19 protein-coding genes and 1 tRNA gene are annotated in these 24,799 nt (G+C 63.0%); 16 read left to right on the top strand and 4 right to left on the bottom strand.

Annotated features, from left to right (window positions below):
* Positions 1-12: 12 nt before the first annotated feature.
* Positions 13-1,278 carry a glucose-1-phosphate adenylyltransferase gene (gene glgC, locus ACLF6L_RS05600; protein ID WP_238616576.1) on the bottom strand — a complete coding sequence of 422 codons (1,266 nt, stop codon included), beginning with the start codon at positions 1,276-1,278 and terminating at the stop codon, positions 13-15.
* A gap of 603 nt (positions 1,279-1,881) precedes the next feature.
* Between glgC and glgB the strand changes: the two genes are divergently transcribed.
* From glgB to ACLF6L_RS05565, 7 genes are all read left to right on the top strand, one after another.
* A complete protein-coding gene (glgB, locus tag ACLF6L_RS05595) occupies positions 1,882-4,059 on the top strand; it encodes a 1,4-alpha-glucan branching protein GlgB (protein WP_238616575.1) in 2,178 nt (725 codons plus the stop codon).
* A gap of 57 nt (positions 4,060-4,116) precedes the next feature.
* A tRNA-Ala gene (locus tag ACLF6L_RS05590) sits at positions 4,117-4,192 on the top strand.
* A gap of 186 nt (positions 4,193-4,378) precedes the next feature.
* The gene (locus ACLF6L_RS05585; protein ID WP_238616574.1) at positions 4,379-5,170 is read left to right on the top strand and encodes a hypothetical protein; all 792 of its coding nucleotides are present in this window, start codon (positions 4,379-4,381) and stop codon (positions 5,168-5,170) included.
* A 117-nt stretch (positions 5,171-5,287) separates the two neighbouring features.
* Positions 5,288-6,244, top strand: coding sequence for a hypothetical protein (locus ACLF6L_RS05580; RefSeq protein ID WP_412852540.1), 957 nt, complete (start codon positions 5,288-5,290; stop codon positions 6,242-6,244).
* 38 nt (positions 6,245-6,282) lie between these two features.
* Positions 6,283-6,768 carry a GIY-YIG nuclease family protein gene (locus ACLF6L_RS05575; RefSeq protein ID WP_238616572.1) on the top strand — a complete coding sequence of 162 codons (486 nt, stop codon included), beginning with the start codon at positions 6,283-6,285 and terminating at the stop codon, positions 6,766-6,768.
* A gap of 668 nt (positions 6,769-7,436) precedes the next feature.
* Entirely contained in the window at positions 7,437-8,825 is a 1,389-nt protein-coding gene (gene mgtE / locus ACLF6L_RS05570; protein ID WP_412852539.1) for a magnesium transporter, read from the top strand.
* 78 nt (positions 8,826-8,903) lie between these two features.
* Entirely contained in the window at positions 8,904-10,523 is a 1,620-nt protein-coding gene (locus ACLF6L_RS05565; RefSeq protein ID WP_238616570.1) for a Na/Pi cotransporter family protein, read from the top strand.
* A gap of 24 nt (positions 10,524-10,547) precedes the next feature.
* Here the strand turns inward: ACLF6L_RS05565 and ACLF6L_RS05560 are convergent, their stop codons facing one another.
* Positions 10,548-11,723, bottom strand: a complete 1,176-nt coding sequence (locus tag ACLF6L_RS05560) for an MFS transporter (protein WP_412852538.1) — start codon at positions 11,721-11,723, stop codon at positions 10,548-10,550.
* Positions 11,724-12,083: 360 nt separating this feature from the next.
* Between ACLF6L_RS05560 and ACLF6L_RS05555 the strand changes: the two genes are divergently transcribed.
* The 9 genes from ACLF6L_RS05555 to mfd all read left to right on the top strand — a co-directional run bounded on the left by ACLF6L_RS05555 (position 12,084) and on the right by mfd (position 22,187).
* Positions 12,084-12,881: a TOBE domain-containing protein gene (locus tag ACLF6L_RS05555; RefSeq protein ID WP_412852537.1), complete on the top strand. Its 798-nt coding sequence runs from the start codon at positions 12,084-12,086 to the stop codon at positions 12,879-12,881.
* An 84-nt stretch (positions 12,882-12,965) separates the two neighbouring features.
* Positions 12,966-13,724, top strand: a complete 759-nt coding sequence (modA, locus tag ACLF6L_RS05550; protein WP_412852752.1) for a molybdate ABC transporter substrate-binding protein — start codon at positions 12,966-12,968, stop codon at positions 13,722-13,724.
* Positions 13,725-13,752: 28 nt separating this feature from the next.
* The gene (gene modB / locus ACLF6L_RS05545) at positions 13,753-14,445 is read left to right on the top strand and encodes a molybdate ABC transporter permease subunit (RefSeq protein ID WP_412852536.1); all 693 of its coding nucleotides are present in this window, start codon (positions 13,753-13,755) and stop codon (positions 14,443-14,445) included.
* The gene (gene modC / locus ACLF6L_RS05540) at positions 14,442-15,509 is read left to right on the top strand and encodes a molybdenum ABC transporter ATP-binding protein (protein WP_412852535.1); all 1,068 of its coding nucleotides are present in this window, start codon (positions 14,442-14,444) and stop codon (positions 15,507-15,509) included. Before modB ends, modC begins: the two co-directional genes overlap by 4 nt.
* Positions 15,510-15,605: 96 nt before the next feature.
* Positions 15,606-16,589: an arsenic resistance protein gene (locus tag ACLF6L_RS05535; protein WP_412852534.1), complete on the top strand. Its 984-nt coding sequence runs from the start codon at positions 15,606-15,608 to the stop codon at positions 16,587-16,589.
* Between the two features lie 352 nt (positions 16,590-16,941).
* On the top strand, positions 16,942-17,352 hold the full coding sequence (locus ACLF6L_RS05530) for a hypothetical protein (RefSeq protein WP_008932188.1): 411 nt from the start codon (positions 16,942-16,944) through the stop codon (positions 17,350-17,352).
* 56 nt (positions 17,353-17,408) lie between these two features.
* Positions 17,409-18,284: a carbon-nitrogen hydrolase gene (locus ACLF6L_RS05525; RefSeq protein WP_008932187.1), complete on the top strand. Its 876-nt coding sequence runs from the start codon at positions 17,409-17,411 to the stop codon at positions 18,282-18,284.
* Between the two features lie 108 nt (positions 18,285-18,392).
* Positions 18,393-18,599 carry a DUF2892 domain-containing protein gene (locus tag ACLF6L_RS05520; protein ID WP_238616564.1) on the top strand — a complete coding sequence of 69 codons (207 nt, stop codon included), beginning with the start codon at positions 18,393-18,395 and terminating at the stop codon, positions 18,597-18,599.
* Positions 18,600-18,710: 111 nt separating this feature from the next.
* Complete coding sequence (gene mfd / locus ACLF6L_RS05515; protein WP_412852533.1) at positions 18,711-22,187, top strand: transcription-repair coupling factor; 3,477 nt, start codon at positions 18,711-18,713, stop codon at positions 22,185-22,187.
* 18 nt (positions 22,188-22,205) lie between these two features.
* Here the strand turns inward: mfd and ACLF6L_RS05510 are convergent, their stop codons facing one another.
* Positions 22,206-23,570 (bottom strand): mannose-1-phosphate guanylyltransferase/mannose-6-phosphate isomerase, encoded by a 1,365-nt coding sequence (locus tag ACLF6L_RS05510; RefSeq protein WP_238616562.1) that lies wholly within the window; start codon positions 23,568-23,570, stop codon positions 22,206-22,208.
* Positions 23,571-23,664: 94 nt separating this feature from the next.
* A complete protein-coding gene (locus ACLF6L_RS05505) occupies positions 23,665-24,717 on the bottom strand; it encodes an AI-2E family transporter (RefSeq protein WP_238616561.1) in 1,053 nt (350 codons plus the stop codon).
* Positions 24,718-24,799: the final 82 nt, after the last annotated feature.

Genomic DNA, 24,799 nt, shown 5'->3' with positions numbered 1-24,799 from the left:
CGGGTGGAGGACTCAGCGGGCATAGCGGGGCATGTTGCCGAGCATTTCGGGCGTCACCACGGTCACACCGCCATCCGAGACATGGAAGCGCTTGGCATCCTCCACCGGATCTTCACCGATTACCATGCCTTCGGGAATCCGGCAACCCTTGTCGATCACGGCCTTGTGAATCCGGCAATGACGACCGATCTCCACATCGGGCAGGACCACGGAATCGGTGATCTGGCTGAAGGAGTTGACGATCACATTGGAGAACAGCAAGGAATGTCGCACCAGCGCACCGGAGATGATGCAACCCCCGGAGACCATGGAATCCACTGCCATGCCGCGCCGGTCATCGTCGTCAAACACGAACTTGGCCGGCGGCAACTGCTCCTGGTAGGTCCAGATGGGCCAGTCCATGTCGTAAAGATTCAGTTCCGGCGTCACGCCGATTAGCTCCAGATTGGCCTGCCAGTAGGAGTCGATGGTCCCCACGTCACGCCAGTAGGCCTGGGAACCGGTCTGCACGTCCCGGAAGGGATACGCCATCACCCGATAGGACTTGATCACGTTGGGGATGATGTCCTTGCCGAAATCATGGCTGGAGCCCGGGGTATCCGCATCCTTGATCAGCTGTTCGAACAGGAAGCGGGTATTGAAGACATAGATCCCCATGGAGGCGAGCGCCTTGTCCGGCTTGTCGGGAATGCTCTGGGGCTGCGCCGGTTTTTCCGTGAACTGACGCACCCGGCCGTCTCCGTCCACCGCCATGACGCCAAACCCCCGGGCGGTTTCCAGATCCACCTCCAGGCATCCGACGGTCATGTCGGCGCCGGACTCCACGTGGTAGGCGATCATGTCGCCATAGTCCATCTTGTAGATATGGTCGCCGGCCAGGATGAGAACATACCCCGGGTCATGGTCACGGATGATGTCCAGGTTCTGATAGACTGCGTCCGCCGTCCCTTCATACCAGGAAGTCTCAATGCGCTGCTGGGCCGGCAGCAGTTCCACGAACTCGCCGAACTCCCCGCGCAGGAACCCCCAGCCGCGCTGGATGTGCTGGATCAGGGAATGGGACTTGTACTGGGTGAGCACTCCCACCTGACGGATACCCGAGTTGATGCAGTTGGACAGCGGAAAGTCGATGATCCGGAACTTGCCGCCGAAGGGTACCGCCGGCTTGGCGCGCCACAGGGTGAGTTGCTTGAGACGGGACCCCCGCCCCCCGGCAAGGATCAATGCCAGGGTGTCTCGGGTGATACGACTGACGAAGCGTTGAGATTGTGATTTCATAATCTTTCCGCAAGGAAACCCGCGATTTCAATCGCGGGAGGAATTGCGGCTGCGGTATTACAGCCACAGGAAAAGGTGTGGGCCTTCCACCCACTGGGCCGCAAGGCTCTGCCCCGTAAAGGGCACCAGTGACGCAGGGCTTTCGCCCTATCTCCCCTCGCCAATGTCTGCAACCGGCTCCCGCTGGCGCGGCGACTGGAACCTTCGGCGCTTTACCTTTCGCCAGCATGATCCCAACCTTCCAGAGCGGCAGACTGAGGAAGCATCCGCCGGTGGGTCTTGACGACCTGTTGCAAACGTAGCCCCTTTCGAGCGTCCTGCTCAGGCGGGCTCAGGCTGGTCAACCCGGCTTGCTTTCACCTGCGACGCGGCAGGCAGGCAAGCCCCCGACTTCAGTCGGGGGTAGTTGACGCTGACTTTCCCGGACCCGGGTCAATGGGGGACTCGGTCACGCTGCTCATGATAGGGTTGACTCAATCGGGTACTTCAGCCCCCGGCATGGCCCGCTTATCATAGTGCGATGTCCCTGTTTCGAATCTATTACATCATTTCTGCAGCCACGGAAAGTGCCGCCACACCGCCGCGCCAGCCACGGAACCTCTCATGCCTACATCGTACAACGAACATCTCCAACGTATCCTTGACTCACGGCATCACGACCCCTTTGCCTTTCTGGGTCGTCACATGGAGGCGGGGCAGTGCGTGGTGCGCGCCCTGCTACCCTTCGCCCGCGAGGCCGGCATCATGGAACTCAACGCCCCCATGAAGCCCGTCGGCAAACAGGGGCTGTTCGAGTGGCGTGGCCCCCGCGACGCCCTGCCCTCACACTATCGCATACGATGGAGTGATGGTCATGGCCACGAGCAGATTGCCTACGATCCCTACTGTTTCGCCCCCCAGGTGCCGGACTTCGACATCCACCTGTTCAACGAAGGGCGCCACTGGCACGCCTACCGATTCCTGGGCGCCCATCTTCATGAAGTAGACGGCATTCAGGGCGTCCGGTTCGCGGTCTGGGCACCCGCCGCGGAACGGGTGTCCGTGGTCGGCGACTTCAACCGCTGGGACGGCCGCTGCCATCCCATGCGGGTACGCGGCGGCAGCGGGGTGTGGGAGCTGTTCATCCCCGGCATGGCGCCCGGCGCCCTCTACAAGTACGAAATCCGCAACCGCGACACCGACGCCATCCTGCTCAAGGCCGACCCTTACGGTCAGCGCTTTGAACTGCGCCCCCGCACCGCGGCGGTGGTCAGCCCTCCCAGCCGTTTCCAGTGGTCCGACCAGGCCTGGCTGGCGGATCGCTGCAACGAGGCCTGGCTGCACCGCCCCATGTCCGTCTATGAGGTGCACCTGGGTTCCTGGCGGCGGGACGCAGACGGCCAGTTTCTCAATTACCGGGAACTGGCCCGGGAACTGGTGGACTATGTCACCCGCATGGGCTTCACCCATGTGGAACTGCTGCCGATCACCGAACACCCCTATGATGGCTCCTGGGGCTACCAGACCACCGGCTATTACGCCCCCACCAGCCGCTTCGGCGAACCGGATGACTTCCGCTATTTCGTCAATCTCTGCCACGAACACGGCATCGGCGTGTTGCTGGACTGGGCGCCGGGACATTTTCCCAAGGACGCCCACGGGCTGGCCCGCTTCGACGGCAGCGCCCTGTACGAGCATGAAGACCCTCGCCTGGGCGAACACCGTGACTGGGGCACCCTGATCTTCAATTACGGCCGCAACGAGGTGAGGAACTTCCTCGTCTCCAGCGCCATGTACTGGGTGGAGGAATTCCATATCGACGGTCTGCGGGTGGACGCCGTGGCCTCCATGCTCTACCTGGACTATTCCCGGGAACCCGGTGACTGGGTACCCAACAAGTTCGGCGGCAACGAAAACCTGGATGCCATTGAGTTCCTGCGGGAGTTGAACAGTACCGTCCAGGGCCGCCATCCCGGGGCCCTGATCATCGCGGAGGAATCCACGTCCTGGCCCCAGGTCACCCGTCCCACCTGGCTGGGAGGCCTGGGCTTTGCCATGAAGTGGAACATGGGCTGGATGAACGACACCCTGGACTATTTCAAGAAGGACCCCATCCACCGCCACTACCATCACGACCGGCTCACCTTCGGTCTGCTCTATGCCTTCACCGAAAATTTCGTGCTGCCCTTCTCCCACGACGAAGTGGTCCACGGCAAGCGCTCCCTGCTCTACCGCATGCCCGGCGATGAGTGGCAGCGGTTTGCCAACCTGCGCCTGCTCTACACCCTCATGTGGAGCTACCCGGGCAAGAAACTGCTGTTCATGGGCTGCGAGATCGGTCAGGGCAACGAATGGGACGCATCCCGGGAAATGGAATGGCACCTGCTCCAATACCCCTTCCACGAAGGCGTCCAACGCCTGGTCGCCGACCTCAACCGTCTCTACCGGGAACAGCCCGCGCTACATCACCTCGACTTCGAATGGCAGGGCTTCGACTGGATCGACTGTCATGACGCCGCCCAGTCGGTCCTGAGTTACCTGCGCAAGACCGAAGACGGCAACCAGTTCATCATCAGCGCCCTGAACTTCACCCCCGTACCCCGGGAAGGCTATCGCATCGGCGTACCGGGCCCCGGCCGCTATCGGGAGATCTTCAACTCCGACTCCCACTACTACGGCGGCGGCAATCTGGGCAACCTGGAAGTGGAAGCCGAAGACATACCCTGGATGGGGAAACCCTACTCCGTGGTGCTCACCCTGCCACCGCTGGCGGGCATCCTGCTCCAGCCGGCAACCGGCTGAGGCACCGCCCCCGGCACTGGTGACAAGCAGGAACCCTGGAGTATACTTTCACCCCATGGGGCGGTAGCTCAGTTGGGAGAGCGCAGCAATCGCACTGCTGAGGTCGTGGGTTCGATTCCCATCCGCTCCACCACCAAAACAAAAAAGCCCGTCCGTTTCAGCAAAAGTTACGGGCGGGCTTTTTTTTCGTTCCCACACTGCCTCCCACAATCCTGAAAGTGCTTTTCCTGCCTGTTCACCTCACCAGAACGGGAGCATCAGCGCGTGACCGGTAAAGGCCATCGTTGGCTGCAACACCATGCCGACGAATAGCAGAGGGATGCTTGTGAAACATCCTGCTTTCCATCGTTATATCGGCATCGACTACTCCGGCGCGCAAACGCCGGATGACAGTCTCAAGGGCTTGCGTGTCTACGAAGCCGACCGGGAATCCCTGCCGACGGAGGTCCTTCCGCCACCAAGTCCACGAAAATACTGGACCCGGCGTGGTCTTGCGGCGTGGCTGACCGCCCGCTTGTCCGAAGACGTACCTACCCTCGTCGGCATCGATCACGGATTTTCCTTTCCCCTGCGGTATTTCGAAGCCCATCACCTGCCCCCGGATTGGACCGCCTTCCTGGATGATTTTCACCAACACTGGCCCACCGACGATCAACACACCTATGTGGATTTTGTCCGCGACGGTTCGTGCGGATATGCTCGGGACCGTTCCGGCAACACCCGCTGGCGTCGCCTTACCGAGGCAAGGGCGGGGGCGAAGTCCGTGTTTCATTTCGACGTCCCCGGCTCGGTGGCCAAATCAACCCATGCCGGACTTCCCTGGCTACGCCTGCTGCGGCTGGCACTGGGGCAGCGGCTGCATGTCTGGCCCTTCGATGGCTGGAACATGCCCCCGGGTCGCGCCGTCCTTGTCGAGGTCTACCCTTCCCTGTGGAGCAAGGCACATCCACGGGACGGCCGCACACCCGACCAGCATGACGCCTACGTGGTCGCCCTGCAGCTACGCCGTTTCGACCTGGACGGAAGCCTCGCTTCATATCTCACCCCTTCGCTCACACACGCCGAATCCCGCATCGCCCGGGTCGAGGGCTGGATCCTCGGCACGATGTAGCGCGGGGAAATGTTCAATTTCCCTGCCCACTTGCCGATAAGGTGTTCATGAGGGGCCTGGCGAGGGCCACAGCGACCCATCCACTCAGCCGGCCGGCATAGCCGGAAGGGAACCGACATGAATGCAAAATCCGAGAGCTTGATGCGCCTGGTGGCGCTGACCCGCGAAAACAAGGATATCGGCGTCATTCTGGCGGAGTACGTCCGGAAGAAATACAAGGTCTCGGATGTCTCGGCCTTCATTTCCGGGGATATCCCGGGTGTCACGGACAAGAATGCCCTCTATGATGAATGGGCGGACTGGATCGAAAACGGTGACTTTGACCGATTCATCGTCGATGAGGCGCCACCACGGCAGATTGAACCGGAACCGGAACCGGAACCGGATATTGAGGACATACTGGCCGCAGAGGCGCCTTCCGTCCAGAAACTGGAGTTGGTCAGTGATGCCATGTGGTCCCGAGAAGCAAGAGAAGAGCCGACACCCCCCGATACTGCAGGAGAGCACGACCCGGTCCTCGACATGCTGCTGCAGCAGGCCGGTGAAGAATCACCGGAGCCTGAAGACGAACCCCCTCCATCCACGCCGGTGATCGAGGAGGCGATGGCGGAAGCAGAAATGATCATGGAAGCCGAACCCCAGCCCGTCCGGGAAGAGGATGAGGCCATGCCGGAAACGGAAGCGACCATGGAAACACCCATGGCGGAACCGGAACCGGAACCGGAACCGGAACCGGAACCGGAACCGGAACCGGAACCGGAACCGGAACCGGAACCGGAACCGGAACCGGAACCGGAAGAAGATACACTCACTCCTGACGACACCACGCCAGAACAAGCAACCGAGGCCCCCATGTCCGAACCGGAAGAAATGCCACGGATCGATGAAGCACCGACCGCCGCGCCCGTTGCGGCATCCGCATCCACCCCCGGCGCCATCGAAGCCGCCATCCATGCCATGATCCAGGCCGAGCTGGAGGCCCTGCCCAAGCAGGAACCCCCGATCTCCGAAGAACGGATTCGGGAAATCATTCGGGAAGAGATCAGGGCCACGTTCAAATCCATGTTCTCCTGAAGTATCGGGCAGGTCGCCCCGCCCCGGATCAGTGCCCCTTGGCCCTACCAACGACCTACCAGCTCTATATCCGGCTCAGTCGCCCCTGCCGCATCCAGGCGGGGCGACTGGCATCACACCGGTTGCCTGCCGGCTGGTATGTCTATACCGGCAGCGCCCGACGCAATCTGGTGGCCCGGGTGGAGCGACACCTGAGCCGAGACAAGACGCTGCGCTGGCATATTGACTGGTTGCTGAGTCGACGGGAGGCGCGGGTGATCCACGTCAGTCTGCATCATGAAGCCGAATGCGACCTCAACGCAGCCACGGGCGGCGAGGTGCTGATTGCCGGTTTTGGCGCCACCGATTGCCGCGCACGCTGCGGCAGCCATCTGCGCTATCTGGGTAGCCAGACTCCACGACAAGTTCCTGAAGGCGCCATCGGCAGGCGGCACAGCGGGACGATCGCCCTGCAAACAGCCATCGCCCGCCAGACGGCATGTGGAACGGGAAGCACGGCAAGGCCAAAGGATATCGCCAAATAGCTCGACTCACCGCAAACATCGGGTTTACCCGACCGCCTCCTGGGGGTAGAATGCCGCCCGTTGAGGCAAATCCGCCCTTTGCAACCTGTAGAGGTACCCATAACCCCATGGACAGTTCTTGTTGTAGATGCTTGATTCGGGCCGATCACGGTCACGATACGGCGGTCTGCAGCGTCCCTCGGGTTCCCTCTCTCCCGCGGTAATTCCTTACCGCCCATGAGGCTCCCCTGGCGCGCCGCACACTGCCGCGACAACCAGGGAGCCGATAGCCGAAAGTGCATCCCCGTCATCCTGTCCCCGTGGACAGGTACCTGCTCGTTCCGTTGCCTGACAGGGCCGGGGCGCGCTGACGGCTGCCCCTTCGGGCACTTCCCTTGACTTGCATCCAACACCCGACACGGGCCGGCGGCCTGTGGCGCGGTGCTGTGTGCGCCACCCAAAACCCGATGCCAGGAGGTGATGTCCTTGCCAGACGACCCTGAACCCGAACCCCCGCCCTCGCCCCGCCCGTTGCGGCGGCTGAGAGGTTTTGACATGCCGTTCGCCGATATCAGGCGGCTGGCCTTCCCTCCCCGCTGATCTTCACACATCCAGGGAGGCACGGCCTCCCCTTGCCTGAATTCCGTGGACGGCTTCGTGCCGAAAACATTCATTACGGAATTCATCCCATGAACCACATCGTTCTCAACCATCTTCGCAATGGCCAGTTCCATGAGGCCAAGACTCTCATCATGGATGCCGATCCCACCGAAAAGGCCCGCTGTCTGGCCGCCATCGAACCCTCCTACCGACTGGCCATCTTTTCCGAACTGACACCCAGGGAAGCCGTGGCCACCTTCCTGCACATGGACGACGAGGAACAGGCGGGTCTGCTGGAGCACATGGGCAAGGCGGAAGCCGCCCGCTTTGCCGCCCGCCTGCCCAGCTACACCATCGCCCGGGCCGTCGCCCTGCTCTCCCGCCGCTACGGCGATGACCTGCTGGCCCTCCTGCCCGCCAAAAAACGGGAATCGGTACAGACCATCCTTCGCCACGATGCGGACAACGTGGTGCGTGTCATGCGTTCGGATCACGTGGCAGTGACCGCGGACACCACCGTGGCAGAGGCCATGGCACGACTGCGCGGCATCGAGAACAGCCCGGAAGACATGGGCGCGGTGGTTTTCGTGACCAATGCCGAGGGGGAGTACCTGGGACATGTCTCCCTGACCCGCCTGCTGCGGGCCGAAAGCAACACACCCATCCGCAACCTGGTGAACGGGGAAGGGGTGACCGCCGGCACCCATGACAACAAGGTGGATGCCGCCCGCCTGCTGCAGCGCAGTGACCTGCCGGTGCTGCCGATACTGGATGATCAGCATCGTCTGGCCGGCGTGCTGTGCTTCAGCGATGCCATGGACGTGCTGGAAGAGGACGTCTCCGAAGACGTGTACAAGAAGGCCGGCATCGGGAGCATGGTGCACGCCAAGGATGTGGTGCGGTCGGAAAAGCTCACCTCCGGCCCCATCGGATATTCGGTCAGGGTACGGCTGGCCTTCCTGATGGTCACCCTGGCGGGTGGCCTGATGGTGGGGGGCGTCATTGACTTCTTCGAGGACACCCTGGCCGCCCTGGTGGCCCTGGCCATCTTCATCCCCCTGGTCATGGACATGGGCGGCAATGTAGGCACCCAGTCCACCACCATTTTCGCCCGTGGCCTGGCCCTGGGCCACATCAGCATGGAACGTTTCTTCCGCTCCCATCTGGTACGGGAGGCCATGGTGGGTCTGGCCATGGCGTCGGTGATCGCGGTCCTGGCGGGCACCATCGCCTACTTCTGGCAGGGTGCGCCCAACGGGATTCCGCTGCTGGGCGTGGTGGTGGGCGTGGCCCTGTTCACCGCCGTGTTCACCGCTTCCATCCTGGGTTTCCTGCTGCCCTGGGTGATGGTCAAGATCGGTGTGGACCATGCCCCCGGCGCCGACCCGTTCATCACCACCATCAAGGACTTCACCGGCCTGGCGGTGTACTTCCTGATGGCCGCCTGGCTCCTGGGCGCCCATATTCCCGGCGCCTGATATGGAAATCGGCCATGTGATCGGATAAACCGTTCACATGGCCTACGCAACAAACCTAAATCTGAGCGAAGGTGAACCATGGAACCGATCAACCTCATCGCCGGCATCCTGCTGATCCTGTTTGGCCTGCGGTTTCTGCGCAAGGGCTTTGCCCGCATCATGGGGGGTGACCTGCTGGACTGGCTGCAGGGCTTCACCCGCACCCGCGCCCGCGCCTTTGTCGGCGGCGTGGCCAGCGGCGCGGTGATGCCCTCCTCCACGGCCACGGCCATGCTCTCGGTACAGATGACCCGCCGCGGCAAGGTGGCCTGGAAGAACGTGCTGGCCGTCCTGCTGGGAGCGCAACTGGGCACCACGGTACTGGTGCAGATGGTCTCCTTCGATCTGCAACACTATATCGGTCTATTTCTTGCCGTGGGGGCCGGACTGTTCCTGTTCGTGGAATCCAGTCGTCCTCGCGGCGTGGGTCAGGCATTGCTGGCCTTCGCCTTCATGCTCATGGGCATGGGCCTGCTGAGCGACGCCGCCACCAGTCTGGGTTCCGATCCGGCGGTGGAGGCTCTGTTCGCCGCCCTGAGCCAGTTGCCCCTGCTGTTTCTGGTGGGCGCGGTCCTGCTGACCCTGATGGTGCAAAGTGCCACCGCGTCCATCGCCGTGGCCCTGGCCCTGGTGGCCGGCGGCCAGATCACCCTGCCGATGCTGCTGCTTTGGGTATTGGGTGCCAATATCGGCCTGTGCCTGACCGTGTTGCTGGCCGGCTGGGGAGATGCCCAGGGACGCCGTCTGGGACTGGCCATCCTCATGGTCAAACTGCCCCTGGCCCTGGGCGCGGCCGGCCTTCTGCTGGGCATTCCGCAACTGCCGCTTCAGGTACTGCCGGGCGAACTGCCCCAGCAGGCGGCCTGGACCCATACCCTGTTCAACCTGCTGGCCTGCGCCGCCCTGTTCCTTGCCCCGGCCCTGGAACGCTGGGTCAGGATGCTGATTCCGGACAGCCCCGCCCCGGGCAAGGCCGGTACCCCAAGGCTGGATCCGCTGCTGCTGCAAAATCCCGCTCTGGCCATCAACGCGGCCCTGCGGGAAACCCTGCGTATCTTCGATACCCTCCACCTGATGGGTGACGGCGTGATGCAGGGACTCAAGCAAGGCGCGCTGGACGATGGTCTGGAAGCGGACATCACCCGCCGCGGTCGTGAGGTGCAGACGGTCTGCCACGAACTGACCGCCTTTCTGGATGCCATTCCCGATGATTCCCTCAATCGGGAGGATCAGGCCCTGAAGGACACCATGGACGACTTCATGCGGGAGTTGCCCATGATCGTTCGCACCCTGGGACCGGAACTCCATGACGAAGCCCGGCGCCTGCTACAGGCCTCCCCCCGGGCCCTGGAGGCCGCGCGGCCGCTGGTGCTGGATGCCGCGGCTCGCTTTACCCAGCAGATGAACACCGTGGCGCGGATGCTGATGCGTGAACGCCCGGAGCTGGGACGCAAGATCCTGGAGCGCAAACAGGACAACAGCCGCTGGCTGATCCAGGCCAAGCGCGCCCATCCCGGCCTGCCCTATCCGGCCTGGGAGATTCTGGACGGTTTTCAGCAGCTCAATCGTCGCCTGAGCGGCGTGACCTACGTCTACTGCCAGGAAGAACCGGAAAACCCGGAAGACCCGGCCCTGACGGAGGCGGATGCGGTGGGTTGATGGGCCATCAGGTAAGCATTGATGCTACTTCTTCTTCAAGCCCCGCATCGCCCACAGGCCCAGTAAGGGTCCCGGCAGCAGCCACAGAAGGACCCAGGCACCTTGCAATTCCCACAACAGGCTGGTCAGCCAGATGGCGGGCACCGTCAGGGCAAAGCCGATGGCATTCATCACCGCCAGCGATGAACCCACCAGCTCCTGCGGGGCATTGGCTGCCGCCAGGGCGGAGAATTGTGGCGAATCGGCAATCACGGCCACCCCCCACAGGGCCAGCAGGATCAGCAATAAACCGGCGGGTGCCCAGGTCAGGAAAGGATAGGCCAGACACAGGGCGCCGGACATCGCCAGGGCGCGACGGGCCACCCACTCACTCCCCCGGTAACGACTGATCACACCGCCGCCCACACACCCCGCAAACCCCAGGGCAATGACGGCGAACGCCAGCCAGGGTATCCAGGCATCCGCGGCACCCAGACGGCCAATCTCCCGCCCCACCAGCAACGGCACCAGCATCCAGAAGGCATAGAGCTCCCAGCAATGACCGAAATACCCCCCGGCCACGGCACGAAAACGCGGGATCTTCAGCCCTGAAAGTCCCTGGCGCAGCGGGATCTTACCTCCGGCCTTGGGCAGGTGGGGGCCATCGCCCAGCAGCAGCACCAGTCCCCCGCCCAGCAGCGCCAGCATCGAGGCCCCCAGCAGGGGCCATTGCCAGGGTATGCCCAGCGTCATCCCCTGCATCAGGTGCGGTAGTGCCGTGCCCAGGGTCAGCATGCCCACCAGCCAGGACAGCGCCACCCCCGCGTGCCGTGGCACCCAGGAGATGATCAATTTCATCCCCAGAGGATAAATCCCGGCCAGGCAAAGACCGGTCAGAAACCGCAGCAACAGATCAAAGGGCGGCTGGGCGGCCACCAGCAGGAAGGCACCATTGACCAGCGCACCGCACAGACAGGCCACGGCGAAGATGACACTGGCGTGAAAGCGATCCGCCAAGCCGGTGGCCGCCATGGTCAACGTGCCAACGATGAATCCGAGCTGCACGGTCAGGGTCAGATACCCCAGATCCGCATTCGACAGACCCAGGTCCGGGGCCATCGACCACCACACACCATTGATGCTGAACCATAAGGATGTGCCGCAAAGCTGGGCCAGCACGATGACGGTCAGGGGATGACGGCGCAGGAAGGCAGGGATCATGGGTCTTTTCCGGGCTCCATAACGTGCTCACATCCATTTGCAGGACCACATATACTGACAAGGAATATAAATAAATCAATCCACGTTCATGACGCCATTATCCCAGACACCCCGCCCGCCGGGCCGATCCCGGGAAACGTAGGATTTCAGACAACGGGCTCACCCTCCCCTTTCTCCTGTCGCAAACCCCACCCTCAGACCATGGAGATTTAATAACAAATCCTTTAAAACCAGACATTTAAAAGCACCAATCTGGCTGGCCTAAAAAATGCTGAGTTAGAGCACAGCGACCCCGTGAGTTGTGTTTCGACATTCGCTATATACAGAAATACATAACGAACCTTAGACCAGGAAAACCCCATGCAACCGGAAATCGACGGGCAGTTCTGGTTCAAGCTGCACGGCCAGACCTTCCTTGGCGGCGCCCGCATCCAGTTGCTGGAGCAGATCGCCGCCACCGGCTCCATCTCCGCCGCGGCCCGGGCCATCGGCATGAGCTACAAGGCGGCCTGGGACGCCATCGACGCCATGAACAATCTGGCGGACAAACCCCTGCTGCTGCGGCAGGCGGGAGGAAAGCACGGCGGCGGCACCCGACTGACCGCCCACGGCGAACAGGTGATTGCGCAGTACCGGGCCGCCGAACAGGCGTACCAGAAATTTTTGCAGCAAATGGCCCGGTCCACGGGCGAATTAGGCGATGTCTGGACACTGATGAGGAAACTATCCATGCGCACAACGGCAAGAAATCACTACCAAGGCAAGATCTCCCGCGTCACGCAGGGCGCGGTCAACGACGAGATTACCGTGGATATCGGCCATGGGCTGGAGATCCACGCCGTGGTCACCCATGAGGCCGGCCTGGAACTGGGGCTGCAGGTGGGCCGGGAAGTCCATGCACTGATCAAGTCTTCCTTCGTGATTCTGAGCGAAGTGGCCGACGCGCTGCGCTTTTCCGCCCGTAACCGCCTCCAGGGCGTTGTCAGCCACATCGAGTCCGGCCCCGTGAACGCGGAGGTCAAGCTGGACCTGGGCCATGGCCGGGTCCTCACCGCCGTCGTCACCCGGGAGGCCCTGGACGAAGGCTGGCTCACCCAGGGATCTCGGGCCTGTGCCCTGATCAAGGCGCCCCACGTCATCCTGGCCGTCAATGAGTGATCTCCGGACTTATCCGAGCTTCAGGCATTCGTACCCATCATCCACCGCCAACCCTTCAGGAAAAGGAACACGATCATGCACCACTTGTTACTCAAAGGATTGTTCGGCCTGGTCCTGCTTGCCCTGACCGGGACACTCCAGGCGCAAGCACCCACCCGCATCGCCGCCGCGGCAGACCTGCGCTATGCCATGGATGAAATCCTGGAGGCCTACCGGGAAGACCACCCGGACCGCCCCATTGAGGTCATCTACGGGTCATCCGGTCGCTTCCGCGCCCAGATCGAGAACGGCGCCCCATTTGACCTCTACTTTTCCGCCGACATTGAATTTCCAAGGATATTGCAGGAAAAGGGATTTGCGGCTTCCGAGGTCATCCCCTACGCCATCGGCCGCATCGTGCTGTGGAGCAACACGGTGGACGCCTCTACCCTGACCCTGAATGACCTGTCCCGGCCCGAATTCCGGCGCATTGCCATCGCCAACCCTCGCCACGCGCCCTACGGGACACGGGCGGAGGAAGCCCTGCGAGCCGTCGGCCTGTGGGACGAACTGATGCCCCGCTTTGTCTTTGGTGAAAACATCGCCCACACCCTGCAATTGGTGGAAAGCAGCGCGGCCCAGGTGGGCATCGTGGCCCTGTCTCTGGCCCTGAACCCCCATGTGCGGGACCAGGGACCCTATCACTTGATAGATGACAACCTGCACAACCCCTTGGAACAGGGTTTCATCATCACTCGGCGGGCCGCGGACAACGCCACCGCCCACCATTTTGCCGAGTACATGAACGCCCCCATGACCCGGGCCATCATGCGGGCCTACGGGTTCGTGCTGCCCGGGGAATAACTCACTTCACGCAAGGGAGTACGGCGGCATGTTCGGCATCAGCGACAACGATCTCACCGCATTATGGATCACCCTCAAACTGGCCTTCATCAGCACCAGCATCCTCATGGTGCTCTGCGCCCCCCTGGCCTGGTGGCTGGCCCATACCCGGTGGCGGGGCAAGGTCATGATCGAGGCGCTGGTGGCCATGCCGCTGGTACTCCCGCCCACCGTGATGGGCTTTTACCTGCTGATCCTGCTGGGACCCCGGGGCGCCGTGGGGGGCTTTCTGGAAGACATCGGCGTGGGTCACCTGGCCTTCACCTTCACCGGGCTGGTCATCGGCTCCATGTTCTATTCCCTGCCCTTCGTGGTGCAGCCCCTGCAAAACGCCTTTGCCGCCACTGGTGGTCGAGTGCTTGAAGCGGCGGCCACCTTGCGGGCAAGCCCCATGGACCGTTTCTTCACGGTGGTACTGCCCCTGGCCCGCCGGGGCATCCTGACCGCGGCGGTACTGTCCTTTGCCCATACCCTGGGAGAATTCGGTGTGATCCTGATGATCGGCGGCAACATCCCCGGCCAGACCCAGGTGGCCTCCATCGCCATCTACGACCACGTGGAAGCCATGGACTACGCCTCGGCCCATGCCCTGTCCCTGCTGCTGGTCTGTCTGGCCTTCATCCTGCTGATGAGCGTGTATGCCCTCAATCGCCGCTTCAAGGTGGTGGGGGTGGTGTCATGAGCATCGAGGCACGCTTTTTTCTGGACCGGGGCGACTTCACTCTGGATGTGGATCTGGATATCCCCGGCCAGGGGGTCACCGCCCTGTTCGGTCGCTCCGGCTCCGGCAAGACCACGATCCTGCGCTGTCTGGCGGGCCTGGAGCGCATTCGAGAGGGGCGGCTCAGGTTCCACGGCGAAACCTGGCAGGAGGGTCGTCGATGGCTGCCGGTACACAAGCGCCCCCTGGGCTATGTCTTTCAGGAGGCCAGCCTGTTTCCCCATCTCAAGGTGCGTGACAATCTGCTCTATGGATTCAAGCGCCTGATCCCGGACAGGCGCCGCCTGGCCCTGGGCGAAGTGTCGGCCCTGCTGGGACTCACCGAGCTGCTGGACCGCTATCCGGATGCCCTTTCCGGTGGTCAGCGCCAGCGGGTGGCCATCGGCCGCGCCCTGCTCACCAGCCCGCAACTGTTACTGATGGACGAGCCCATGGCCTCTCTGGACGTGACCAGCAAGGGGGAGATCCTGCCCTATCTGGAACGACTGAGGGATGAGCTGTCCATCCCGGTGGTCTACGTCAGCCACTCCATCGAGGAAGTGGCACGGCTGGCGGACCACATGGTGTTGCTGGAGGCGGGACGCGCCCTGGCCCAGGGGCCGTTGCAGACTCTGCTGACCCGCACCGACCTGCCCCTGGCCCACAGCGAACAGGCCTCGGCGGTCATTGAAGGCACCGTGGCCGTCCACCATGAACCCGATCACCTGACGGAGTTGGCCTTTGCCGGCGGCAGTCTGCTGATCTCCCATCAGGAGCGGGCCGTCGGCACTCCCCTGAGGGCACGCATTCTCGCCCGAGATGTATCCGTGGCCCTGACCCGGCCCGATGCCAGCAGCGTACTCAACGCCCTTCAGGTCCGGATCAGTGACATCAGTGATGATCCCCAGCCCGGACATGTGATCCTGAATCTGGATGCCGGTGGCCAGACCCTGCTCGCCCGTATCAGCCTGCGTTCCTGCCGGCAGCTCGCGCTGGCAAAGGGTCAGACCGTCTGGGCCATGGTCAAGGGCGTGGCGGTGACTTGAACCTGCAAGTCGAACCAACCGACGGGATTCCGGCAAGTTCCGGCACCCCGTGATCGATTCAGGGCATCCGCCCGGTCAATCAAAGAGAGGTGTCACTTGAACCGTCAGGCCCTGGAACGCCATCAGGTCTTCGTCTACCTTGCCGCCATTCTTACAGGCCTCATGCTCGGCACCGCCCTGCCGGCAGCCGGAGCGGTGCTGGAACCTCTGCTGTGGCCCGTATTGGGCCTGCTGCTGTACGCCACCTTCACCCTGGTGCCGCTGAACCGCCTGCGGGATGCCTTCCGGGACGGCCGGTTTCTGGCCGCGGCCGTGCTGGGCAACTTTGTGCTCATCCCCCTGCTGGCCTGGACATTGATGCTGCTGGCCCCCGAGGACCCCGCCGTGCGCCTGGGGATACTCCTGGTGCTGCTGGTCCCCTGCACGGACTGGTTCATCACCTTCACTCAGCTGGGCGGGGGTGACACACGGCGGGCCATCGCCTTTTCTCCCGTCAGTCTGCTGCTTCAGATCCTCCTGCTGCCCATCTACCTGTGGTTCCTGTTTCCCGGTGACCTGAGCCTTGCCCTGGCCCGGGACGAGATGCTGCGGGCGTTTTTCGGTCTGATCATCGTGCCGTTGCTGCTGGCGCTGGGCACCGAGCATTGGGCCGCAAGGTCCGACAAGCCCAGAAGGCTCGTGAACAGACTGGGGGATCTGCCGGTGCCGCTGCTGGCGGCGGTGGTGTTCATCGTGGCGACCTCCCAGGTCCCACTGGTGGTGGGCGCCCTCCCCCTGCTGCTGCATCTGCTGCCGATATTCATTCTGTTCCTTGTCGCGGCGGGATGGCTGGCCTGGGCAATGAGCAGGCTGTTCCGATTACCCCCGGAACAGGGCCGGGTCCTGGCTTTCAGCTTCGGGACCCGTAACTCTTTCGTGGTATTGCCGCTGGCCCTGGCGCTGCCGACTTCCCTTGAGGTGGCCGTGGTGGTGGTCGTGTTCCAGAGTCTGGTGGAACTGCTGGGGATGGCCGTCTTCCTGTGGTGGGTTCCCAAACGCCTGTTTCGCGATGAGGGAAACAATATGGGCAATCCGGCATGATTCGGTTATGGTGCAGGCCTGTTTTGCAAAGATTTGATCTCTGATCAATGTGTCCAGGTCCGGCCTCTGAACGCTTTTTGCTCCGGTTGATCCAATGTGTGTGTATGGCACTGTATGGATCGGCCCGTGGCGGTTGTCAGCCGGCATCGGAATCGACCAATATCTTGGCCCCGTCACTTTCCTGCGAAAAACGGGTGCCGGAATGATCGGCGGGTGGGTGGATTCCCGGGCCGCACCTGCCGTCACTCCCGCGAAAGCGGGAGGGGCCGTGACTGGATTCCCGCTTGCGCGGGAATGACGATTTTCATGCCGAAATAGTTTGCTCAGAACATCCTTGAGGTATTTCACTCCGATGAACACCCCGGTCAAACGCCCCTGGTACCGCTCACGTCAGCCCAGCTACCGGATCGCCGCCGTCGGTGTGCTGCTGCTGATGGCCGGCAGCCTCGGCATTCATCTGGCCCTGGGCCATCTGGAGGGGATCTTCCGACAGCTGGTGGTGCTGTTCTCCGCCCCCGGCCTGCCCATGGGCTGGTGGTTCATCACCATGTCCACCTGGAATGCGGGACGGGTAAAGAAACTCATCATCCAGGGCAGTACGGGCATCGCCTTTCTGGTGCTGGGGGCATGGATCTTCTTCGGTCCCTACCGGGGCGCCATGCTGATGAGTCTGCTCATGCTCTGCCTGGCCTGCTTCCACTTTTACCTGGCGACCCGCAGGGGGCCGCCCGCACCGGACCGGCACTCCCTGCGTTCCAGTTGAAACGGGCTTTGCCTTTCCTTCATTCCACGACCATTGAACCGACCCAGAACCTCATCATGCGCATCGCACTGATCCAGCATTCCAACACGGAAGATACCCGGTCCAACCTGGACAAAAGCCTGCGGGGCATCCGCGAGGCCGCCGCCCAAGGGGCCGAACTCATCATCCTGCAGGAACTGCACACCGGCCTGTATTTCTGCCAGACGGAGGATACCGAGCTGTTCAACCTGGCCGAGCCGATTCCCGGTCCCAGCACCCAGGCCCTGTCCGAGGTGGCGGCGGAACTGGGGGTGGTGATCGTCGGCTCTCTGTTCGAGCGGCGTGCCCCCGGCCTGTACCACAACACTGCGGTAGTACTGGATAGCGACGGGCGCTTGGCCGGGGTCTATCGCAAGATGCATATCCCGGACGATCCCGGCTATTACGAGAAGTTCTACTTCACGCCGGGGGATCTGGGTTTCGAGCCGGTGGACACCCGAGTGGGACGCCTGGGCGTGCTGGTGTGCTGGGATCAGTGGTTCCCGGAAGCGGCACGGCTGATGGCCCTGGCCGGGGCGGAACTGCTGATCTACCCCACTGCCATCGGCTGGGACCCCAACGACACGGCCGATGAACAGGCCCGTCAGCGGGAGGCCTGGATCACCGTGCAGCGCGCTCATGCGGTGGCCAACGGCATCCCGGTGGCGGCCTGCAACCGGGTAGGGTTTGAGGCGGATCCGTCCGGGGTCACCGCCGGCAGTCAATTCTGGGGATCCAGCTTCGTCTGCGGCCCCCAGGGAGAATTCCTGGCCCAGGCCTCGGACAGCCAGGAACAGGTACTGGTGGTGGATATCGACAAGGCCCGCAGCGAGGCGGTACGGCGAATCTGGCCGTATCTGCGGGACCGACGGATCGATGCCTATGGGGATCTTCTGAAACGTTACAGGGACTAATCCCGTAATCAAAGGAGAATGAATCCCAAAAACCCTGCCCCTAGTCAATCAGAATAACCCTGTAACCGCTATGATTTAAGCTGTTATCCAACCCGAGGAGCACACCGCATGAATCTGGAAGAACTGAAGAATATGGGTTCCACTGATCGCATGATCCGCATCGTGGTCGGCCTGGGGCTGATTGCCCTCGTCTTTGTCGGCCCTCAGACCCCCTGGGGCTGGCTGGGTCTGATCCCGCTGGCCAGCGCCCTCATGAGCTGGTGCCCTGCCTACACCCTGCTCAACATCAGAACCGACGACAAGGAATCCTCCTGAGCCGTCACTGCCCCGCCATTGGCGGGGCAGTTCTTCCCCGCCTGCCGACACCCCCCTGCCCATCCGGGTATAATCTGCGCTCGTCAATGAAGCCGCCGGGCCGCAGTCAGGATGGATCAGTCAAAGACCTTCACCCCCCTCAATCCCCCCGCCCTGCCCCATGAAAACCAAAGTGCCCACTGGGGGCAGCTGTATGGCGCCGCCCTGGGCTTGGCCGTGGCCGCCGCCCTGGAACGGCACCGGGGCCTGAGTGTCGTGGTCACTCCCGATACCCAGACTGCCGAGCGCCTGGAGCTGGAACTGGGCTTTTTCCTGGGCGACACCCGGGACATCCTCGCCCTCCCGGACTGGGAAACCCTGCCCTACGATGTCTTTTCTCCCCATGAGGACATCGTCTCCCGGCGCCTGGAAACCCTGTTCCGGTTGCCCTCCCTCCGGCACGGCGCCCTGATCATCCCGGTGACCACCCTGATGCAGCGGCTGGCACCCAAGGCTTGGTTGCAGTCCCAGTGTCTGCTCCTGTCCCAGGGAGAACGCATCGACCGGGATCAGCTCCGAAGCGGCTTTGAAGAGGCGGGTTACCGGCATGTGAACCAAGTGATGGAGCATGGTGAATATACGGTCCGGGGTGCCCTGCTGGACGTGTTTCCCATGGGCAGCGAGGTGCCTTATCGCATCGACCTGATGGATGACGAGATCGAGTCCATCCGCACCTTCGACCCGGAAACCCAGCGCTCCCGGGACACGGTCATGCAGGTGCGTCTCTTGCCCGCCCATGAGTTCCCTCTCAACGAAGCCGGCATCAAGGGTTTTCGCCAACGCTATCGCACCCTCATTGAAGGCGACCCCCAGGCCAGCCTGATCTATCGGGAGGTCAGCCAGGGGGCCGCCCCGGCGGGGATCGAATACTACCTGCCCCTGTTCTTCGACCACACCGAGACCCTGTTCGACTACCTGCCCGACAATACCCTGTTCATCCAGGCAGGCGACACGGACACGGCGGCCCGGGGCTTTGCCGATCAGGTGGCCCATCGCCATGAGCAACGTCGCCATGACCGGGAACGCCCCCTGCTCCCCCCCGACAGCCTGTTCCTGGACCCGGAAACCCTGTCCCGGCAATGGGCACGGGGCCGGCATCTGCAGATCCAGGCCATGGCACTGCCCGATACCGGCGCGGGCCTGTGCAACATGGAAACCGCAGCCCTGCCCGACCTGCGGATTCATCCCCGCCAGAACGAGCCCGCCCAGGGCCTGCAACGGTTTCTGGAGGGTTTTAGCGGACGCGTCCTGTTCACCGCCGAATCCGCCGGACGACGGGAAGTGCTGCTGGACACCCTGCGCCCCTTCGGCATTCTGCCCACCCCGGTGGATTCCTGGCAGGCCTTCCTTGCCGCGGAGCAGCCCCTGTGCATGACCGTGGCGCCGCTGGATGACGGCCTGTATCTGCCCCAGTCCGGTCTGGCCATCCTGACCGAATCCAGCCTGTTCGGCCGGCGGGTCCGCCAGGAACGGCGCCGTCATCGCCCCACCCGGGACGCGGATGCGGTCATCCGCAATCTGACGGACCTGCACCCCGGCGCACCCGTGGTCCATGAGGACAACGGCGTGGGCCGTTATCTGGGCCTGCAGAAACTCACCGTCGGCGGCCAGGAAACCGAGTTTCTCACCCTGGAATATGCCGGCGGTGACAAGCTGTATGTACCCGTCTCCTCCCTGCACCTGATCAGCCGTTACACCGGTTCCGATCCGGAGCATGCCCCGCTGCACAAGCTGGGTACGGATACCTGGGCCAAAGCCCGCCGCAAGGCGGCGGAAAAGGCCCGGGACGTGGCGGCGGAACTATTGGACATCTATGCCCGGCGGGCCGCCCGCAAGGGGCACGCCTACCAGCCCCATGGCGATGAGTACGCGGCCTTTGCCGCCGCCTTCCCGTTCGAGGAAACCCCGGACCAGTTGTCCGCCATCGAGGCCGTGCTGGCGGACATGGCGTCCGAGCGCCCCATGGACCGGGTGGTCTGCGGTGACGTGGGCTTCGGCAAGACCGAGGTGGCCATGCGTGCCGCCTTCGTTGCGGTCCAGGACGGCAAGCAGGTGGCGGTGCTGGTACCCACCACCCTACTGGCCCAGCAGCACGACCAGAATTTCCGCGACCGTTTCGCCGACTGGCCCATCCGCATCGAGTCCATGTCCCGGTTCCGTTCCCAGAAACAGCAGCAAGCGGTGATGGAAGGCCTGGAAGACGGGCGCGTGGATATCGTCATCGGCACCCACAAGCTGATCCAAGGCAATCTCAAGTTCAAGAACCTGGGGCTGGTGATCATCGACGAGGAACAGCGTTTCGGGGTGCGACACAAGGAGCGGCTCAAGGCCCTGCGGGCCGAGGTGGACATGCTCACACTCACCGCCACCCCCATCCCACGCACCCTCAATATGGCCCTGTCGGGACTCAGGGATCTGTCCATCATCGCCACCCCGCCGGAAGAACGACTGGCCATCAAGACCTTCGTCAGCCAGCGCAACGATGCCCTGATCCAGGAGGCCTGCCTGCGCGAGATCCGGCGCGGCGGTCAGGTCTACTACCTGCACAATCAGGTGGACACCATTGACAAGGCCGCCCGCGAACTGGCGGAACTGCTCCCTTCCGCCAGCATCGGCATCGCCCATGGACAGATGCGGGAGAAGGAACTGGAACAGGTGATGCTCGACTTCTACCACCGGCGCTATAACATCCTGGTGTGTACCACCATCATCGAGACCGGCATCGACGTGCCCACGGCCAACACCATCATCATGGACCGTGCGGACAAGCTGGGGCTGTCCCAGCTGCACCAGCTCAGGGGCCGTGTCGGGCGCAGTCACCACCGGGCCTATGCCTATCTCATCACACCCCACCCCTCCGGCATGACACCGGATGCCGTCAAGCGCCTGGAAGCCATCGAATCCCTGGAAGACCTGGGCGTGGGCTTCACCCTGGCCAGCCATGACCTGGAAATCCGGGGAGCGGGGGAACTGCTGGGTGATGAACAGAGCGGCCAGATCCAGGAAATCGGCTTCACCCTCTACAACGAACTGCTGGAACGGGCGGTGAAGGCCCTCAAGGAAGGCAAGGTCCCGGACCTGGAAACCTCGACCGGCGACACCACCGAGGTGGACCTGGGTCTGCCGGCCCTGCTGCCGGACGATTACGTGCCGGATGTCCACGGCCGCCTGATCCTCTACAAGCGGTTGGCCAGCTGCCGGGACGAGGCACAGCTACGGGAAATGGAAGTGGAAATGATCGACCGCTTCGGGCTGTTCCCGCCCCAGGCAAAAAACCTGGTGGAGGCCACCCGGCTCAAGCTCAAACTGCAGCCGCTGGGGGTGCGCAAGCTGGAACTGGGTCCCCAGGGCGGACGAGTGCTCTTTCATCCGGACCCGGCCGTGGATCCCGCCGACGTCATCCGCCTGATCCAGTCCAATCCCCAAGGTTATCGGCTCGACGGCCCCGACAAGCTCAGGTTCTTCGAGCCGATGGAAACCCTGGAACAGCGGGTGCAGGCGGTGCTGAGACTGGTGAACGCACTGAACCCGAAGCAGGATGCCGCCTGAGGCGGCGCCCTCGCCGACTCAACTGCGACCGTAGGTGTCCTGGAAGCGGACGATGTCATCCTCCCCCAGGTAGCTTCCCGACTGCACCTCGATCAGCTCCAGGGGAATCCTGCCCGGGTTCTCCAGGCGATGGGTGACACCCAGGGGGATGAAGGTGGACTGGTTCTCCGTGAGCACGAACACCTCCTCCCCCCGGGTGATCCGCGCCGTGCCCCGCACCACGATCCAGTGCTCGGCCCGGTGATAATGCATCTGCAGCGACAGGGTCTGTCCCGGCTTGACCGTGATGCGCTTGACCTGAAAACGATCCGAGGCATCAATGCGCTCATAGGTGCCCCAGGGCCGAGCCACGCAGCGGTGAATATCCGCCTCTTCACGACCACGGGACTTGAGCCGCGCCACCACTTCCTTGACTTCCTGATCGCGGTCCTTGTGCATCACCAACACTGCGTCCGCCGTTTCCACGATCACCAGGTCTTCCACGCCCACGGCGGCCACCAGACGCTGATTGCCGTGGACATAGCAATTCCTGGCACCCACGGTGATGACGTCTCCCTGGGCCAGATTGCCGTCGGCATCCCTCTCCCCCACCGCCCACAGGGAGGCCCAGGAACCCACGTCACTCCAGCCGGCCCGCAGCGGCACCACCACGGCCCGCCCGGTCTTTTCCATCACCGCATAGTCGATGGAATCGCCGCGGCAGGCGGCAAAGGCGTCCCGGTCAACCCGCAGGAAGTCCATGTCCGCCCGGGCGGATTCCAGTGCCTTGCGGCAGGCGACAAGAATGTCCGGTGCGTGAGTCTCCAGTTCCTGCAAAAACACCGAGGCCCGGAATACGAACATGCCGCTGTTCCAGAAATAGTCGCCGCCGGCAAGATAACCTTCCGCCGTCTGCTGATCCGGTTTTTCCACGAATTCCAGCACCGGCAAGGCCCCCTCCTCTTCCGTCCCGATACCGGCACGGATATAGCCATAGCCGGTATGGGGCTCGGTGGGGACAATGCCGAAGGTGACCAGATCGCCGGTTTCCGCCCTCACACGGGCCGTCGACAACGCACGGCGAAAGGCTTCCACATCCGCGATCACATGATCCGCCGGCATCACCAGCAACACAGGGTCCGCACCGTCCTGCACCTGTTCCAACGCGGCCAGCGCCACCGCCGGTGCCGTGTTGCGTCCCATGGGCTCCAGAATGATCCGTGCCGGTTGCACCCCCATGGCGCGCAGTTGTTCGGCGACCAGAAAGCGGTGATCCTCGTTGCAGACCACCACCGGCCGGCCCAGATCATCCCCCTGGGGCAAACGCTCCAGGGTCGCCTGCAGCAGGGTTCTTTGCGGTTCAGCCAAGGGCAGAAACTGCTTGGGAAAAAGCTGGCGCGACATGGGCCAGAGCCGCGTACCCGCACCGCCTGAAAGTATCAAGGGAATCAAATCCGGATCTCCTGAAAAGCATGTCCCGAGCCGGCCACGGACGTGGCTAGCTCCCTCTGGGCCGATCACTCATGAGGATACCAATCCAGCGCGTGTCCGGCTTGGACTCCAATGCCAGCTTGGCAATCATGGTCAGGGGAATGGATAACAACATGCCCACCGGCCCGAATACCCATCCCCAGACCAACAAGGATACCAGCACCACCAGTGGTGACAGACCCAGGGTACGCCCCATGAACTTGGGTTCGAGTATGCTGCCGATGCCCACGTTGACCACCACATAGAGGATCAGAACCAGCACCGCCTCCGTCATCCCCATGCCCAGCAGGGCAATCAGCACCGCCGGGGCCGCGGCAATGATCGAGCCTATGGTCGGGATGAAATTGAGCAGTCCCGCCAGGATTCCCCAGAGAATGGCGAAGTCGACACCGATGAGGCTCAGCCCGATACCCACCAGCAGACCGGTAGCCACACTGGCACCGGTCTTGATGGCAAGGTAATGATAGACCGAGCGCAAAAAGCGCCGCATTCTCACCCTGGCACGCCGACGCCCCGGGAAGGCCGCATTGAGCTTGGCCGCCAGAACCCGCTCTTCCATCAGCAGGAACATGAAGGCCAGCAGCACCAGAAAGGTACTGGCCGTGAATTGCCCCACTCCCCCGGCGATGGCCCTGGCTGCATTGGTGATGGTTGCGGTAGCAGGCAAGGCCGGTTTTTCCGGTAGCAGATCCTCCGGCAGGCCGCGGGCTTCAGCCATCGCTCGCAGATGCTCCAGCCAGCCTGTCAGGCGTGTCTGGTATAGCGGGGCCTGCACGGCAAGGCTTTCCGCCGCATCCCTGAGCGCCAGAAACAACAGAAAGAAGGTAAAGCCCACGACGGAGAACAGGATAAGGACCGCCAGCGCCCCCGGCACACCACGACGCTGCATCCAGGTCAGGGGAGGGGCGCAGATGATGGCCAGGAAAGCCGCCATCAAAAACGGGGTAAGAATATGGCTGACCGTCTTGAGCCCCCCCAGCACGATCACCATTGCAGCGGCACCCAGCAGCCAATGCCAGGTGGTGAAGCCATCAATCCCGAACCCTCGATTTCCGACCACTGCTGTTCCTCTCAAGGCCCATGGGCCACCAAGCGTCAAGGCTACCAGAGCGGAAAACCGCTTCAAGCCGCTAGCAACATAC

The sequence above is a fragment of the Ectothiorhodospira shaposhnikovii genome, from assembly GCF_047222355.1.
Taxonomy (GTDB): Bacteria; Pseudomonadota; Gammaproteobacteria; order Ectothiorhodospirales; family Ectothiorhodospiraceae; genus Ectothiorhodospira.
The sequence above is the reverse complement of the archived record's forward strand: the minus strand, read 5'-3'. Positions and strand labels throughout refer to the sequence as shown.

Excerpts from the sequence above, each read along its gene's own strand:
- ACLF6L_RS05565 (WP_238616570.1), top strand. The coding sequence starts at position 8,904 with ATGGAACCGATCAACCTCATCGCCGGCATCCTGCTGATCCTGTTTGGC.
- modB (WP_412852536.1), top strand. The coding sequence starts at position 13,753 with ATGTTCGGCATCAGCGACAACGATCTCACCGCATTATGGATCACCCTC.
- ACLF6L_RS05580 (WP_412852540.1), top strand. The coding sequence starts at position 5,288 with ATGAATGCAAAATCCGAGAGCTTGATGCGCCTGGTGGCGCTGACCCGC.
- glgC (WP_238616576.1), bottom strand. The coding sequence starts at position 1,278 with ATGAAATCACAATCTCAACGCTTCGTCAGTCGTATCACCCGAGACACC.
- ACLF6L_RS05530 (WP_008932188.1), top strand. The coding sequence starts at position 16,942 with ATGAACACCCCGGTCAAACGCCCCTGGTACCGCTCACGTCAGCCCAGC.
- mfd (WP_412852533.1), top strand. The coding sequence starts at position 18,711 with ATGGATCAGTCAAAGACCTTCACCCCCCTCAATCCCCCCGCCCTGCCC.
- ACLF6L_RS05510 (WP_238616562.1), bottom strand. The coding sequence starts at position 23,570 with ATGTCGCGCCAGCTTTTTCCCAAGCAGTTTCTGCCCTTGGCTGAACCG.
- mgtE (WP_412852539.1), top strand. The coding sequence starts at position 7,437 with ATGAACCACATCGTTCTCAACCATCTTCGCAATGGCCAGTTCCATGAG.
- ACLF6L_RS05560 (WP_412852538.1), bottom strand. The coding sequence starts at position 11,723 with ATGATCCCTGCCTTCCTGCGCCGTCATCCCCTGACCGTCATCGTGCTG.
- ACLF6L_RS05585 (WP_238616574.1), top strand. The coding sequence starts at position 4,379 with ATGCTTGTGAAACATCCTGCTTTCCATCGTTATATCGGCATCGACTAC.
- ACLF6L_RS05520 (WP_238616564.1), top strand. The coding sequence starts at position 18,393 with ATGAATCTGGAAGAACTGAAGAATATGGGTTCCACTGATCGCATGATC.
- modC (WP_412852535.1), top strand. The coding sequence starts at position 14,442 with ATGAGCATCGAGGCACGCTTTTTTCTGGACCGGGGCGACTTCACTCTG.
- glgB (WP_238616575.1), top strand. The coding sequence starts at position 1,882 with ATGCCTACATCGTACAACGAACATCTCCAACGTATCCTTGACTCACGG.
- ACLF6L_RS05555 (WP_412852537.1), top strand. The coding sequence starts at position 12,084 with ATGCAACCGGAAATCGACGGGCAGTTCTGGTTCAAGCTGCACGGCCAG.
- ACLF6L_RS05525 (WP_008932187.1), top strand. The coding sequence starts at position 17,409 with ATGCGCATCGCACTGATCCAGCATTCCAACACGGAAGATACCCGGTCC.